The sequence below is a fragment of the Pseudomonas sp. FP2338 genome, from assembly GCF_030687515.1.
GTDB classification, from domain to species: Bacteria; Pseudomonadota; Gammaproteobacteria; order Pseudomonadales; family Pseudomonadaceae; genus Aquipseudomonas; species Aquipseudomonas salomonii.
In genome coordinates, this window is sequence record NZ_CP117436.1 from 3,729,835 (window position 1) to 3,743,270 (window position 13,436).

14 protein-coding genes are annotated in these 13,436 nt (G+C 55.5%); 4 read left to right on the top strand and 10 right to left on the bottom strand.

Features of this window, described 5'->3' with window-relative positions:
• Positions 1–231: 231 nt before the first annotated feature.
• The 3 genes from PSH96_RS16640 to PSH96_RS16650 all read left to right on the top strand — a co-directional run bounded on the left by PSH96_RS16640 (position 232) and on the right by PSH96_RS16650 (position 2,759).
• The gene (locus PSH96_RS16640) at positions 232–1,758 is read left to right on the top strand and encodes an FAD-dependent oxidoreductase (RefSeq protein ID WP_305453946.1); all 1,527 of its coding nucleotides are present in this window, start codon (positions 232–234) and stop codon (positions 1,756–1,758) included.
• A gap of 17 nt (positions 1,759–1,775) precedes the next feature.
• Positions 1,776–2,423 (top strand): TetR/AcrR family transcriptional regulator, encoded by a 648-nt coding sequence (locus tag PSH96_RS16645; RefSeq protein ID WP_305453947.1) that lies wholly within the window; start codon positions 1,776–1,778, stop codon positions 2,421–2,423.
• 126 nt (positions 2,424–2,549) lie between these two features.
• On the top strand, positions 2,550–2,759 hold the full coding sequence (locus tag PSH96_RS16650) for a hypothetical protein (RefSeq protein WP_305453948.1): 210 nt from the start codon (positions 2,550–2,552) through the stop codon (positions 2,757–2,759).
• Between the two features lie 3 nt (positions 2,760–2,762).
• Here PSH96_RS16650 and umuC read toward each other — a convergent pair whose 3' ends face one another.
• Both umuC and PSH96_RS16660 read right to left on the bottom strand, forming a co-directional pair.
• Positions 2,763–4,037 carry a translesion error-prone DNA polymerase V subunit UmuC gene (gene umuC / locus PSH96_RS16655; RefSeq protein ID WP_305453949.1) on the bottom strand — a complete coding sequence of 425 codons (1,275 nt, stop codon included), beginning with the start codon at positions 4,035–4,037 and terminating at the stop codon, positions 2,763–2,765.
• Complete coding sequence (locus tag PSH96_RS16660) at positions 4,030–4,455, bottom strand: LexA family transcriptional regulator (protein WP_305453950.1); 426 nt, start codon at positions 4,453–4,455, stop codon at positions 4,030–4,032. Before PSH96_RS16660 ends, umuC begins: the two co-directional genes overlap by 8 nt.
• Before the next feature lie 100 nt (positions 4,456–4,555).
• On the opposite strand from PSH96_RS16660, the gene PSH96_RS16665 reads away from it, so the two are divergent.
• Positions 4,556–5,305 carry an SOS response-associated peptidase family protein gene (locus PSH96_RS16665; protein ID WP_305453951.1) on the top strand — a complete coding sequence of 250 codons (750 nt, stop codon included), beginning with the start codon at positions 4,556–4,558 and terminating at the stop codon, positions 5,303–5,305.
• Between the two features lie 89 nt (positions 5,306–5,394).
• Here the strand turns inward: PSH96_RS16665 and PSH96_RS16670 are convergent, their stop codons facing one another.
• The 8 genes from PSH96_RS16670 to PSH96_RS16705 all read right to left on the bottom strand — a co-directional run bounded on the left by PSH96_RS16670 (position 5,395) and on the right by PSH96_RS16705 (position 13,398).
• Positions 5,395–5,913, bottom strand: a complete 519-nt coding sequence (locus PSH96_RS16670; RefSeq protein WP_305453952.1) for a lysis system i-spanin subunit Rz — start codon at positions 5,911–5,913, stop codon at positions 5,395–5,397.
• Complete coding sequence (locus tag PSH96_RS16675) at positions 5,910–6,443, bottom strand: glycoside hydrolase family 19 protein (protein WP_305453953.1); 534 nt, start codon at positions 6,441–6,443, stop codon at positions 5,910–5,912. Before PSH96_RS16675 ends, PSH96_RS16670 begins: the two co-directional genes overlap by 4 nt.
• 58 nt (positions 6,444–6,501) lie before the next feature.
• Complete coding sequence (locus PSH96_RS16680; protein WP_305453954.1) at positions 6,502–6,888, bottom strand: phage tail protein; 387 nt, start codon at positions 6,886–6,888, stop codon at positions 6,502–6,504.
• Positions 6,889–6,890: 2 nt separating this feature from the next.
• Positions 6,891–7,376, bottom strand: a complete 486-nt coding sequence (locus PSH96_RS16685) for a pyocin knob domain-containing protein (RefSeq protein WP_305453955.1) — start codon at positions 7,374–7,376, stop codon at positions 6,891–6,893.
• 79 nt (positions 7,377–7,455) lie between these two features.
• Positions 7,456–8,094 carry a hypothetical protein gene (locus tag PSH96_RS16690; protein WP_305453956.1) on the bottom strand — a complete coding sequence of 213 codons (639 nt, stop codon included), beginning with the start codon at positions 8,092–8,094 and terminating at the stop codon, positions 7,456–7,458.
• A gap of 349 nt (positions 8,095–8,443) precedes the next feature.
• On the bottom strand, positions 8,444–12,373 hold the full coding sequence (locus PSH96_RS16695) for a phage tail protein (protein ID WP_305453957.1): 3,930 nt from the start codon (positions 12,371–12,373) through the stop codon (positions 8,444–8,446).
• Positions 12,374–12,433: 60 nt separating this feature from the next.
• Positions 12,434–13,045: a tail assembly protein gene (locus PSH96_RS16700; RefSeq protein WP_305453958.1), complete on the bottom strand. Its 612-nt coding sequence runs from the start codon at positions 13,043–13,045 to the stop codon at positions 12,434–12,436.
• Between the two features lie 62 nt (positions 13,046–13,107).
• Positions 13,108–13,398 carry a hypothetical protein gene (locus PSH96_RS16705; RefSeq protein ID WP_305453959.1) on the bottom strand — a complete coding sequence of 97 codons (291 nt, stop codon included), beginning with the start codon at positions 13,396–13,398 and terminating at the stop codon, positions 13,108–13,110.
• Positions 13,399–13,436: the final 38 nt, after the last annotated feature.

Here is a 13,436-nt window from a genome sequence, read left to right on the forward strand (position 1 = left end):
ACGATGATGGATTGGATCTACTAATCCTAAAGACCCGGTAATACATGCCTTATAGCGCGCTACAAAAAACTCCGTACCACCTTCTTGACACTCCCCTCTATACCGCATGGCAGTCCGGCGGGGGCATTTGGATGTGCAGAAAATATTCGTCGATCGTGATGGATCATTGACATTACTGCCCTTCCGGAATATTAATGACCTCCAGGTCATTAATATTTATGAGGTTAGATCATGGCACAAACCGACGTTCTCATTGTTGGAGCCGGCCCAACGGGATTGGCTCTAGCGCTGTGGCTCACTAAGCAAGGTGTCGCCGTCAGGATCATTGATAAAAGTAGCGGCCCGGGTGAAACCTCTCGGGCCATGGCAGTTCAGGCGCGCACTCTGGAGTTTTATCGCCAGCTCGGCATGGCCGATGCGGTTATTGAGGCTGGCTATAAAACACCCGCCATGAACATGTGGGCACGAGGCAGCCGGAAGGCACGCATCCCACTGATCGATGCAGGCGGAGAGATTTCACCCTATCCGTTTGTGCTGGTTTACCCCCAAGATCACCATGAGCGTCTACTCGTGAAGCAACTCCAGTCACTTGGAGTCGAAGTAGAGCGCCAGACCGAACTGTTGTCTTTCGAGGATAATGGCAACCAAATCACTGCGATCTTGAAGCATGCTGATGGTCACGGGGAACCTTTCACAGCGCTTTATCTCGCCGGATGCGACGGCGCTCGCTCGCTTGTTCGTCATGAAATAGGCAGCGGGTTCGAAGGCGGAACTTACAAACAGCTTTTCTACGTCGCAGATGTCACAGCCAGTGGCGTTGAACCAGCTGGGGAAGCGCATATTGCTTTTGATAAGTCCGAGTTTGTGATGGTCATGTCCTATGGCGAGGCTGATCGATACCGCCTGATTGGCATCGTACGAGACGAACGTGCTGAACATCCGGAAACGCTGACGTTTGCTGATGTGGGTCATGAGGCCATTAATGGCCTGAACATCAAGATCAGCGATGTGAATTGGTTTTCTACCTACCGCGTTCATCATCGCGTCACGGATCAATTCCGACGTGGCAGAGCATTTCTTCTGGGAGACGCTGCCCACGTACATAGCCCGGCAGGTGGTCAAGGCATGAACACAGGCATCCTGGATGCAATCAACTTGGCATGGAAGCTAGCAGCTGTGGTGAAAGGTTCGGCATCTGACTTTCTGCTCGATAGTTACCAGGTCGAGCGCCAGGCCTTCGCCCGTAGGCTTGTTGAAACAACTGACAAGTTATTCACGTTCGCCACCGCTCAGGGCGGCTTCGCCGACTTCGTACGAACACGGATCGCTCCAATTTTCGCGAGCGTCGCGTACAAGAGTGAAAACGTCCGCGAATACATGTTCCAAATGGTTTCCCAGACGACGTTGAATTACCACGAGAGCCCTCTGAGTCAGGGAACTGCAGGTAAAGTGCAGGGCGGTGATCGTTTGCCTTGGGTGCCGTTATCCAGCGCTGATAACTACGACTCTCTTACTGCAATCCAATGGCAAGTCCATGTCTACGGTGAACCGAAGGAGGACCTAGTGGATTGGTGCAAAAAGCAGAACATGCCCCTGCATATTTTTGCTTGGCAGCGCGAGCACCAGAACGCCGGATTAGCAAAAAATGCTGTTTATCTGTTGCGGCCTGATACCTATGTGGCCCTGGCGGACCCCAATGGAGACTCTGCCACGTTAAGCCGGTATTTTAGCGAACACAGCATTATACTGCCGGTTTGAAGATGTCAGGATAGGCAATGGACTCGACGAATACCCAACCCAAATGGCAACGGCGCAAGGATGCGCGGCCCGCTGAGATCATAGAGGCGGCATTGGATGTATTTGCGGAGAGTGGGTTCGCGGCTGCTAAGCTCGGCGACGTCGCCAAACGGGCAGGCGTGGTCAAAGGCACGCTCTATCGTTACTTTGCCACCAAAGAGGATCTATTCCGCGCAGTTGTGCATCACGCGGTTTCTCTCCATCTGCAAAGTATTCAGCAGATCTCTCTGGGGTTTGAAGGGAAGCTGAGAGAACTGTTACCTCTTATGCTAAACAGCGCAGCTGGTCGAATCGGAAATAGTCGAGTTCCAGCTCTGGCTAGGCTCGTGATCAGCGAAAGCAGAACCTTTCCTGACCTCGCAACGATTTGGCACGACAACGTCGTTACGAAGATGCTGCAGCTGATTACGGGAATCATCAGCGATGCGCAGCAGCTCGGAGAGATTCGTCCTGGTGACCCGGCTCTTTACGCTTTTTCAGTGTTGGGGCCACTGGTTGCAGGAGCGCTCTTCCGAGAGATGTTTGGTTTATCCAGTCCCTATGCTCCCGACCTACAGGCGCTTGCCAAGCAGCATGGCGAGACAATCATCAGGGGAATGCTGATTTCTAATGGGGAAGGTCAGTAATCACTTATATGCAATGTCTTGCGCGTGCGCTGTTCCGACAGCAGCCGGTCGTTTTCCCCTAACGCTTAGTGGGAAACAGCTTCGTATGCCTGCTGCTACGCTGTTCACTCCACCAGAGGAACGCCAATGCCAAACTCCGACCTACTCCCTTCACTGCTCTCCAAACTTTACGAAAACCAGTTGGCCCTTGAAGCTTCCATCGTGGAAATAGCAAACTGGGTAGAGCAGCGCGGCTCTGCCGACGTGGCTGAGAATGTGCGCGGCGCCTTGCACACCATCGATGAGAACGAAGAGTTCATCAAGCTGACCTTGGCGGTACTGATGGCACCCGAGTAATCTTTACTTGCAGGCCACTGACCAGAGTTGGTCCAGTTTGGTGGTGTAGCTCTGGCTCATCATCTCCCGGCGCATCCCCCAATCGGGGTTCGTCGGTACACTGGCCGAACGTAGCGTTCCCCTTCCCCACCGGTCATTGATCTGGTCCAGCACCGTCATGACTCTTGTTGCCTCTGCCGGCTGCGATATAGCGAACAGATCGTCTGTGTATTCACCTGGCTGGCAAAGGTTCAGCAGCATCACTTCGGCCTTGCTGTAGTTGAAGCCAGGCCGAAAAATACGGTCGAGCGCATCGACGGCCGCCTTTGTTAGCAATCTCACGTCGTCTGTTGGATATGGCATATCCACCACCACCCCATTGGCATACTTCGCTTCCTCCGGGTTGAACATCCCGGTGCGAATGCAGACTCGGACCTTTTTGCATAGCGAGTTCTGAGCTCGAAGCTTTTCCGAGGCTCTCATCATGTAGGTGGCCACTGCTTCTTGGATGGGTGCCAACTCTGTCAGCCGCTTGCCGAACATCCGGCTGCAGCAAATTTCCTGCTTCGGAAGGTCTGGCTCGTCCAGTTCGAGGCACGAGGTACCCGCAAGCTCCCGCGCCGTTTTCTCGATAACAACGCTGAACTTCTTGCGGAGCGTCCACGGATCCGCCTTGGCCAAATCCATAGCGGACTTGATGCCCAGAGCGTCGAGGTGGAGTTTCATTTTTCGGCCAACGCCCCACACCTCAGAAACGTCGGTGTTGCGTAGTACCCAGTCACGCTTGATGGGATCGGTGATGTTCACCACACCGCCGGTCTGCGCTTGAAGGCGCTTCGCAGTGTGATTCGCGAGCTTGGCCAGGGTCTTAGTATTGGCAATGCCGACGCCTACAGGGATGCCCGTGCATCGAAGCACCTGGGCACGGATCTGCCGCCCGAGTGCGTCAAGCCCAACAATGCCGGTGAGGTCGGCAAAGGCTTCGTCGATGCTGTAGATCTCGACGGCGGGCACCATGCTCTCGATCAACGTCATGACTCGCTCACTCATATCCCCATACAGAGCGTAATTTGAGGAAAACGGGACAATGCCGTGCTGTTTGAGTTTGTGCTTTATCTGGAAATACGGCTCGCCCATCTTGATGAAGGGCTTTGCATCGTAGCTGCGGGCGATCACACAGCCGTCGTTGTTGCTGAGGACTACGATCGGCGTCTTGGCCAAATCGGGCCGGAATACGCGCTCACAGCTGGCGTAAAAGCTGTTGCAATCGATCAGTGCGAAAACTGGCGAATTAGACATGACTGCGGACTGTGCTTGTGATCACACCCCAGATGGAAAGCTCGTCACCCTCCAGAACATAGCGCGCCGGGTACTTAGGGTTTTCGGATAGCAGGATCACTTCCTTGCCGCGCTTGCAGAGGCGCTTGCACATGGGGTCGTTGTTCAGCAGCGCTACTACTATGTGCCCGTGGGCGGGCTCTATCGAGCGATCTACCACTGCCAGATCACCTTCAAAAATCCCGGCACCCTGCATGCTCTCCCCCGTGATCATCACCAGGTACACGTGAGGGGCTCTTATATTGAGTACTTCATCCAGGGAAATATGCTGCTCAATGTGGTCCGCTGCCGGCGATGGAAAGCCAGCCGGCACGTGGAACGAGCACAGAGGCAGTCTGACGCCCCCGTTAGCGATTGGACCCAAGATGTTGAAGCTCATGGCGATGCCTTATGCAAATACTGTACGAATGTACAGTTAACTTTGTAAGCGGCTTGCGGTCAATTTCTCTGTAGGGGATTGCGACAGGCGGAGGTGTTCTATGTGCGGCCGATTTGTTCAGTACGAGGGGATGGCGATCTACATCGAGGAGTTGAGCCCTCAGATCGAATTGTTCAGTGGCTACGACGCAGAGCGGATCAATCGGTTTAACGTCGCGCCTACGACTCGTGTGCAGTTACTGCACATCAAAGAGGATGGGTTGCACATTGATGCCGTGCGCTGGGGGTGGGCGCCGTTCTGGGCAAAAGGAAAAAGACCTGATCCGATCAATGCTCGAGTCGAGACCGTCACTACCGGTAAATTTTTCAAGCAGCTCTGGCCAAATGGCCGAGCAATCGTGCCCAGCGAAGGCTGGTATGAATGGGTGAAAGACCCGAACGACCCGAAAAAGAAGCAGCCCTACTTCATTCGACTGAAAAGCAGAAAGCCAATGTTCTTTGGTGCCTTGGCCCAGGTACATCCGGGCCTAGACCCGCACGAAGGTGACGGTTTCGTCATCATCACCGCCGCGAGCGATCAGGGCATGGTCGATATACATGACCGCAGGCCGCTAGTGCTTACTGCGCAGCACTCCAATGAATGGCTTGATCCAGATATTTCATCTGCGCGCGCCGAGGAAATTGCGAAAGAGCTGTGTCAGCCGACCGAAGAGTTCGAGTGGTTTCCTGTTGGAAGGGCCGTCGGGAACGTGAGGAACCAGGGTTCGGAACTAATAGAGCCGTATTCTTCAGCTGAAAAACCACATGACGAACACAACTGTGATAACCCAACCAAGAGTGAGCAGAAATGAAAGGCCTGCAAGCCGCTTATCCATGGTGCCCTGTCTATTCACTCGATGATCGCAATACGAACGCCCCGACTGATGGTAGTTCAAGGGAATTATTGTGCAATTGCCCTTACGTACGCCTGGCAGGCCCGCAGCGCGATTAAGGCGTTATCCCCATCGTCGGTGATGCCGATAATTCGTTGAGCATGCGCTGGGTCAAGTTGGGCTCGACGGGCTGCATAAACCACGCCGGCGGCGCCGGGGGCGGCAGGCACTTCGCAGCCACTGGCTGAATCCGTGGCGTCGAGAAGGACTGACAACCGCACATCAGCAGTAGCAAGGCGGTCACGCAGCAGAGCCTGGTTGCGCTGGGCATCGGATAATTCCTTGGTGTGTTGTTGGTCCAGGGTAGCGAGTTGGCGCTCGGTGGCCAGGCGCTTGTCTTGCTCCGTCGTCTGCTGACGCCAGGCCTCTCCGGTGATTGCGTCCAGGTCTTTCTGGTGCTCGGCACCCTGCTCCGCGAGTTGCTCGACGAGCTTCTTCCCCATGCGCCAGTCCTGAACCTGCCAGGCAGCGCCGAAACTCACGGCCATTGCCAGCAGGATCAGCGCCAGCTTCTGTACCAGCGTCACACCAGCACCTTTAGCGCCGCTTCGTACAGCTCCTGGCGATCGGCCTGGCCGGTGAGCCCTCCATTGATGCGCTTGGTGATCTTCACGAAGTCTTTCTGGTCTGCCAGGGTGTTCAGCCCTCGCGTGAACCAGAACCAGGCCGCAGACATCGCCGCGTGCTGGGGCAGCTCGAGCAGCTCAGGCTTGTTGATCAGGTCCAGGCTTAGAGCTTCACCGCATGCGGCATAGTTGGCTCGGCCGGTGATCTGGATCAGTCCGCGCCCACGGTACTTAGAGCCGTCACCCTTGACGGTGTTACCCAGATCAGCGCGGCCCTCATAGCCGAGTTGCTGGGCGGTTGGCCCCCAGATCTCGCGCACGTAACGCAGCTGGCCAGACTCATGCCCGACTTGGGCAATGAATGCGGCTACCCGCAGCGTGCCGACGATGGCGTAGCGGTTCATGGCGGTGTTCAGCGCAGAAACAAAAACGCCGGCTTGGCGGCCGGCGTTCGGGAGGATCTGCAGCAGTTGCTGCTTGGTGATCGGCATACGTTTCTCCAGGCGAAAAAAAACCGCTCGAGGCGGCATCGTTTGAGCGGTGAAGTAATTAGGCTTCGGCTTCCTCTACCGGCGGCTCAGGCTCTTCCGTAGATTCGGGAACCTCAATGGGTGGCATAGGTACAACGAGCGCATCGGGCACCAGAATGTGCAGCGTGATCATGTGCTTTAGGTCATACGGTTTGTCGTCCTTGGTGACCGCCACCGTCAGCACACCTTCCTCGAACTGAATGTCCACGTCTGCCCGGCTGTCGATCTGGTTCACCGTGTAGCCCCATCCATCATCGATCGGTGGGAACGGCACCATGCCCAAGCATCCAGTGATCTGGTACACCCCCGCCGATTTTCGCGAAGACGCGATAACGCCTGCGCCAGCGGTCACAAAGTCATAGGTCGCGCCAGTAGCGCCGAGTATGTTGATTGCTGCTCTTGCCATGGTCAGATCGCCTTCAAGGTGCCATCAGCGGCACGCGTGGTGTTGCCAGTGTTGTAGGTCATCCGCCAGGCCTGCCACGTCCCAGCGATTTTGGCCCTGGTGTGCAGCGAGCCATCAGCTTCAGACCTGAACTCTTGAATGACGTAATTGGCGCTGATCGGTAACGAAAATAGCCAGCCGTTACGGTGCCCGGTCGGCGTGCTGTAGCCGGAGTTGATGTAGCAGTATCCGAACGTTGTAAGTACATCCACGCCGTACTCAACGAAGACTGGCATAATGCCGAATCCATAGTCTCCAACCTTGAGTACTCTGCCTGCTGTTACGTCAGTGGTACCCACCGTCAAGGCTGCGTTAGAAGCCGTCCCAAGCAGGGCCTGTCGTGCATAAAGCTCTGTCATCATCGCGTTTATCTTGACACCAGTACTACGGGTTGTATCACCACCAACACCGGTTGGAGCGGTACCGAGATTGATATCTTGTCTTGCCATGATTCTCTCCGAGCTTAACTTTTTTTAGATTTAAATGAGCGAACTGGCCCACCCACTTTTGAAAAATGCCGCATAAAACTTATGATAGAGGCTTGGCAAACAATATAGGCAGAAAAAGCGCGTCAGTTCTGAAATCGCCAAGATTATGAAGAGTAGCTAAAATTCTATTACTTGTATAATCACAACTGCAAGATAGCTTCGACCAAGAACTTTGGCCTGGAAGGTCCATTGCAATATTGTTGATCAGCATATAATCGCCAGAAGTCAAGCTAGCAGGTGTCGTATATACATATATCCACGTACCGGGTGACGGATTGGTAAGAGACAATAAAGACCATGTTGTGGCAACTAATGTGAATTGAGCGCATGGCGTTCCGTTGTCAAACAAAAGTTTTGAGGCTCCATCCCATAGCCTTAACCCATAGCTTGCTGTTTCTTTTGATTCATAGGCGGCCAAGAAGTATGTCCCCGGCGCGTTTGCTGGGTTTGAATTAGAAAACCCTGTCCAGTTCCCCGGAGTCCCAATAAGCCTCACATACTGAAATGACGAGTTGTTGTCAGGCCTTACAAAAATAAGAGGCGGCTCTTGAGAAGTGATCGGGGCTGGGAAAAATGCACCTGCATTGTATCTAGCAGAGTACAAAATCACTAGCCTCGAAAACTCTGAATCCAAGGTAACAACGTCTGAAACGTTGGTGAATTTTAAACCGTAGGCCATTACCTATACCTCATCACCAAAAGCCTTTGTGTTCCAACCCCGAAAGATGTTGCTGTAGGCATATTTCGATTCGTAAACCAAACCACAACTCCACCTTGCACAACCTGAGCATCGAACTGCGAGTTCCTGGGGTCCTGACCACTAGGGTCGCCAGTGAAAGAAATATTAGGAACGCACACTGCTATATAGTTGGATGGATTTACCTCGGGTATCGATATTGTGACATTCCTTGTCACGTTGGGCCGCTCAACGTTTCTTGTTACAAGAGCTGAATAAACAACCCTTACAGTGAAAGAGTTCTCATCAAGCTGCAAGGATCCGTTAGCCCCCCATATTCTAATGCCATTAGTCATTCGGTTAGATCTCCGATTTGAACCCGCTTAACTCCGTTTACATCCCAGAATCGCAGCGATCGGTTTGTCATAACGGAACGCCCCTGACCGGCGACGATGCCGTTAATTTCAAACGTACCATCGAAGTTCAGCCTCCAACCAATAAGGCCAGGGTCGTAGTTGTTGGACTGGATAAAGCTACCGATCTTGGCGTTTGTAATCGACGCATCTTGGATGAACGCAGATTTTATGAAGGTCTGCCCCCCCAGCACCGCGAACGGCACAGTTCCGGCCTGTCCAATGGCGAACCGGTCAGCGTCAATGATGAACTGCGACTGCAGTCCACCCGGGCCGTTCTCCAGGCCGAGCCCGATACCGGCGTACTTGTAGAGGCCGGTACCGGTGTCGTACTGCATGCGCACCGACCAGCTACCTGTGACCTTTCCGTCGACCGTTTGAATTGCAGTGGCGTTGGTCTGGATGGCGAGTGTGTTTCCGCCGACCGTAGACTGGACAGTATCGATGCGTTGACCCAGAGCCTGGTCAGCAGTTGTCCTGGCGGTGATCTCGCTTTGCACGGCGGAAGCGTTGCTTTGGCTCTGAGCCTGAACGGTATCAATCCTCTGGCCAAGCGCCTGGTCAGCATTGGTCCGCGCAGTGATTTCGCTTTGAACTGCTGAAGCATTGGTTGCAGTCGCGGCGGTGACTGTATCGATCCGAGATCCAAGCGCGCTGTCAGCCGTGACTCTGGCGGTTTGCTCGGACAGCACAGCGGCGGCGTTGGCTGCCGTTTTTACCTCGACAGCCTCTGTGCGCTGCCCCTGAACTAGGTCACCCTCAATGAGAGCTGACTGCGTAGACCAGACACCAACATAGGACGACTCGGAACCCATCAGGGCGCTGTCATCGCCCTGAAGCGGCGGGTTCACTTGTAGGTAGATGCCATCTACCCGTTGCGCTGTCGTTGTTACCTTGCCGTCAAGCGTTGTGACCGAGGTCTTGAGCGAGCTGAGACCGCTTGCAGTCGCACTTACACCGGTGACGGGATCGTTTACGGTCGTCCTCACAGCGCTTAACTGCTGGACCTGGGCCGTGATGTCGTTCCCGTGCTGGGTGATCGTTGCGCTGTTCTGCTGCACCTGCGTAGAAAGCGCATTCACCGTTTGCGCGATCGTGCCAATGTCCGTCCAGTAGGTAGCATTGGGCGGCGAGCTGCCAGCGGGTACAGCAATTTTTGCTTGGTACAGATGCTGATCAAGACGCACTATCTCGTTGACCTTGTAAGCCTTCGCAGGATCATAGAGCAGCGCATCTGTAATATCGGTGATCAGCGCTTCAAGCTCCTGCTTCACCTCTTCAATGCGGACATTCACCGATCCTGGTCCGATGCCGTCAATGAGGTTTATGCGGTCTTTCAGCGTCTTGCCCAGTTCGGTCTCAGCGATTTGCCCCTTGATCTGCTCAAGAATTGGTCCCGCATCCGAGCTGGATTGGCCCATAACGCCGTTAACCACTGGAAAGAACGGCCCGATGTTGCCGGAACGGTCCACCAGGCGCGCCCAGAAGAACAGTGTCGCGCCCGCCAGCAACTGCTGCATGCGGTATTCAGTTTGCGGATAGGCCAGGTCTGCCAGCTTCGAAGAGGCCGGCAGACTGTTCGCCGGACCATACCAAAGCTCAGTGCGCTGTGTGTCCTCTGCACCAGCGGGAAATCCCCACTTGATGCTGATACCGAACAACTCGCTTTTGGTGGTCAGGAACGACACCGCCGGCGGCAAGCCTACCTTCCCTTCCAGGTTGGTCAGGTTGGAGCTTTTCCAGGTCGAAGAAATCTCAAAGGCGCTCACCGAACGAATACGGGCCAGATAGGCGCCCGAGTAAATTCCGGTGACGTCCACGCTCGTCGAGCCGGTGCGCTGCACCTTGATCCAGTTGCCGCTATCCTTGCGCCACTCCACGTCATACGCGACCGCGCCTGCGACAGCGGGCCACGAAATGTTCATGGTACTGATGGCGATACCCTGATTCACGGCGTAGCTCGACGTCAGCGTGACACTGGCCGGCGCCGGAACTACGGTGATAGGGATAACACTGATCGGCCTTTCTTCCAGGCGCGCGCCGGTGTCGATGTGCGCAAACTTGCTCGGGTCGTACTGCACGGCCGAGATCTCGAACACGCCAGGCTCTGGCCGGGCCACGCTCACCACACGGTAAAGAGGGATGGCCAAGTCGTCGGCATCCAGCGCCCACACCAGTTCAGGTTCGGGCGTCACCGAATAAGCCACGGTCACCGTGACTTTCCGACCGCTCACCAGTTGCACGGTCCGCCCCTCACACTTGCCGTTTGGCAGGTTGAGGATGAGCCGGTCGCCAGGCTTGGCCTGGGTGTCTCGGTCCAGAGTGATGACCTTGCCGTTTACGGCCGAGATACGACCGCCTACTGGCCGACCTGCCAGCAGCTCGTCAGCGATAGGGATCACGTAACCAGGCAGCGGGATTCGACCGTCGAGGCCTACCTTGAAGGTGACGGTCCGGTCCTTAGAATTTGTGAGCAGCGCCCACTTACCCCGGCGCTGGGCCTCGGATTCGCGCGTGCAGCCAACCGCACTGATCTCCAGCGGGTTGTCGCCGTAGCGCCGCTGCAGCTTCTGGTCGGTCACAGCAGTGACGTCTGTGTCGTAGTTGTTCAGCGGGTTGTCGTAGCTAATCAACGCCCTGGTGTAGCGAGTGCGCTCCGACGCGCTGGAGTAAATGAACGGCTGTCGCCCCTCGGTGATGACATTCGCGCCGGTATAGGCGAAGTCAAAGTCAGTGGCACGCGGCATGTCCGCCAAGGTGAAGACTTGGCCCTGAGCCCAGTAGGTCATGCCCCGGTAAATGGCGGAGATGTCACGCAGCAGAGACCAGGCATCGGCCTTACTTTGCAAGTTCAGATTGCAGATGAAGCGCGGCTCCATACCGCCCTTCCCGTCCGGCACCAACTGATCGCAGTACTGCGAGATCCGGTAAAGCTCCCACTTGTCGACCATCCAAGGCTTTATGCGGCGGCCAAGGCCAAAGCGGTCGTTGGTGGTAATGCCGAGCGTCGCCCAGGTCGGATTGTTGGTGTAGGCCTCCTTGAAGGTACCATCCCACACGCCGCTGTATGTGCGCGATGCGGGATCATAGTTGCTCGGTACTGACCATTTTCGAGCCTTGCAGCCCACTGTTACCGCCGGAATACTGCGAAATTGTTCAGCAGAAAACTCGATGTAGAGTATTGCGGTGTTCGGGTAACGGATCTTCGCGTCGATCACCTCGGTGAAGCCGGCGATCTGCATGATGTCGGAGAATTTGGCCGGGCTGTTTTTGTTGACAGTCAGTCGCGTGATTCGCATCAGCCAGCCCGTGTTCGCTTTGGGCAGATCAATACGGCGAGTGCGCTCGTATAGGCTGGTTGTTTTGCCGTCGACAGCCTCGCTCAATACCTGCTGGTAGGCACCACCGTCAGTGGCCAACTCAATTTTATACTCAATGCGGTACCCGTTGATGTTGTTGCTGGCATCGACGGACTGAAGCGCAGGCCAGCCGAAACGGACGCGCACGGCGGAAAGCTGTGTATTGCTGATTGCCCGCACCCACGGAGTACCACTGCGCAATTCGGTGCCGATGGTGGTCTCGTTTTCAATCGACGGAATGCCCTGGATATAGGTCTGATCGACCGCGCCAGTACGCCATTCCCACTTCACGTTCGGGAAGTTCATGTTGCCTTGGGGATCTTGCAGCGGGGTGTTGTCGAGATAGATGTCCTTGGCGGTCGGCGTACCTTCGAACTCACCCTCCCCTATAGCGATCAACATTTTGGCGATGGCAACGGAGCGCAGGCTGTCCGGGGCCTCAGTTGGCGTTTTTGGTTTCTCTTCGCCGCCCTTGGCGCCGTGGATGTCAATCTTGCGTGCTGCGCCCATGCTTTTCTCCAGGCAATAAAAAACCGCCTCATGGGACGGCTACGGTGCTTCAGGTATTGGCTACATCTGGTCTTCTGCGTAGATGGCGGCACTGATGATTGCCCCACCCCAGCGGCGCTCGCCGATGCAGAGCGGTACCGGATTGCCGGATGCCGTGGTGTTCTTGGCGCTGCCGAAGGCATAGCCGGGGGTGTTCTCTGGCGCAGCGCTGTTTTTTAGGCCGCCAGGCTGGGGACTGAGCATTTGGATTACGCCGCCAAGCACCATCGATCCGCCCATCATGATCAAGGCGGAACCGAAAGGAGCGCCTGCACCGAAGGTGCCGCCGGTGATAACAAGACCTACGACGATCAGGACTGCACCAATAATGGTTTGCAGTGCGCCGCCGCGCTTACTACCCGTGATGACGGGAGCAATTCGGATATCGCCCTCACCCGTGAATCCAAGTTCTTTTTCAGCCAGGTTCGTCTTACCTCGAAAAACGGCAAACTCAATACCCCTTGATTTGGCATTAGACAGGAACCGCTCGAACCCCGGAATTTGCACGCATAGCGCTTTGACCGCCTCGGCCGGAGTATTTACGGCCATTCGGAAAGAGCGGCCAAACTGCCGGAGCTGCCCATAAAGCATGATCGTGGTCATGGGTTGATAATTGATGGCAAGTGCAGCCATGTGCTTTTCTCCAAACAATAAAAAGGCCCGCCGAAGCGAGCCTTGAACAACTATATGTGCAGCTACAAGCAGCCTTGCAGCGCTGTCAGCCGTTTATTGGCGATCCAGTTACCAACCACCACGTAATACTTTGCCTCAGCGCCCGAGCCATTGGGTTGGATGTCAACGAAGTACTGCGATCCCTCTGTGAACACCGTGTATCCAGCATCACGCCCTGGCTGAAGCGTCGCGCCGGGCGTGCCACCGAAAATCGACTGATTCTGCCACTCGTAATGAACGCACTTAGCCAGAGCGGCGTCGCTCTTCTTCGAGGTCAATACCTTATACGGTCCGTCCTGGCGCGCCTCGTTCATCGTAGGCGCCATGCACCCCGCCAGCATCGCTACCGCTA

Excerpts from the sequence above, each read along its gene's own strand:
- PSH96_RS16640 (WP_305453946.1), top strand. The coding sequence starts at position 232 with ATGGCACAAACCGACGTTCTCATTGTTGGAGCCGGCCCAACGGGATTG.
- PSH96_RS16685 (WP_305453955.1), bottom strand. The coding sequence starts at position 7,376 with ATGGCAAGACAAGATATCAATCTCGGTACCGCTCCAACCGGTGTTGGT.
- PSH96_RS16705 (WP_305453959.1), bottom strand. The coding sequence starts at position 13,398 with ATGAACGAGGCGCGCCAGGACGGACCGTATAAGGTATTGACCTCGAAG.
- PSH96_RS16700 (WP_305453958.1), bottom strand. The coding sequence starts at position 13,045 with ATGGCTGCACTTGCCATCAATTATCAACCCATGACCACGATCATGCTT.
- PSH96_RS16690 (WP_305453956.1), bottom strand. The coding sequence starts at position 8,094 with ATGGCCTACGGTTTAAAATTCACCAACGTTTCAGACGTTGTTACCTTG.
- PSH96_RS16660 (WP_305453950.1), bottom strand. The coding sequence starts at position 4,455 with ATGAGCTTCAACATCTTGGGTCCAATCGCTAACGGGGGCGTCAGACTG.
- PSH96_RS16680 (WP_305453954.1), bottom strand. The coding sequence starts at position 6,888 with ATGGCAAGAGCAGCAATCAACATACTCGGCGCTACTGGCGCGACCTAT.
- PSH96_RS16645 (WP_305453947.1), top strand. The coding sequence starts at position 1,776 with ATGGACTCGACGAATACCCAACCCAAATGGCAACGGCGCAAGGATGCG.
- PSH96_RS16695 (WP_305453957.1), bottom strand. The coding sequence starts at position 12,373 with ATGGGCGCAGCACGCAAGATTGACATCCACGGCGCCAAGGGCGGCGAA.
- PSH96_RS16675 (WP_305453953.1), bottom strand. The coding sequence starts at position 6,443 with ATGCCGATCACCAAGCAGCAACTGCTGCAGATCCTCCCGAACGCCGGC.
- PSH96_RS16650 (WP_305453948.1), top strand. The coding sequence starts at position 2,550 with ATGCCAAACTCCGACCTACTCCCTTCACTGCTCTCCAAACTTTACGAA.
- PSH96_RS16665 (WP_305453951.1), top strand. The coding sequence starts at position 4,556 with ATGTGCGGCCGATTTGTTCAGTACGAGGGGATGGCGATCTACATCGAG.
- umuC (WP_305453949.1), bottom strand. The coding sequence starts at position 4,037 with ATGTCTAATTCGCCAGTTTTCGCACTGATCGATTGCAACAGCTTTTAC.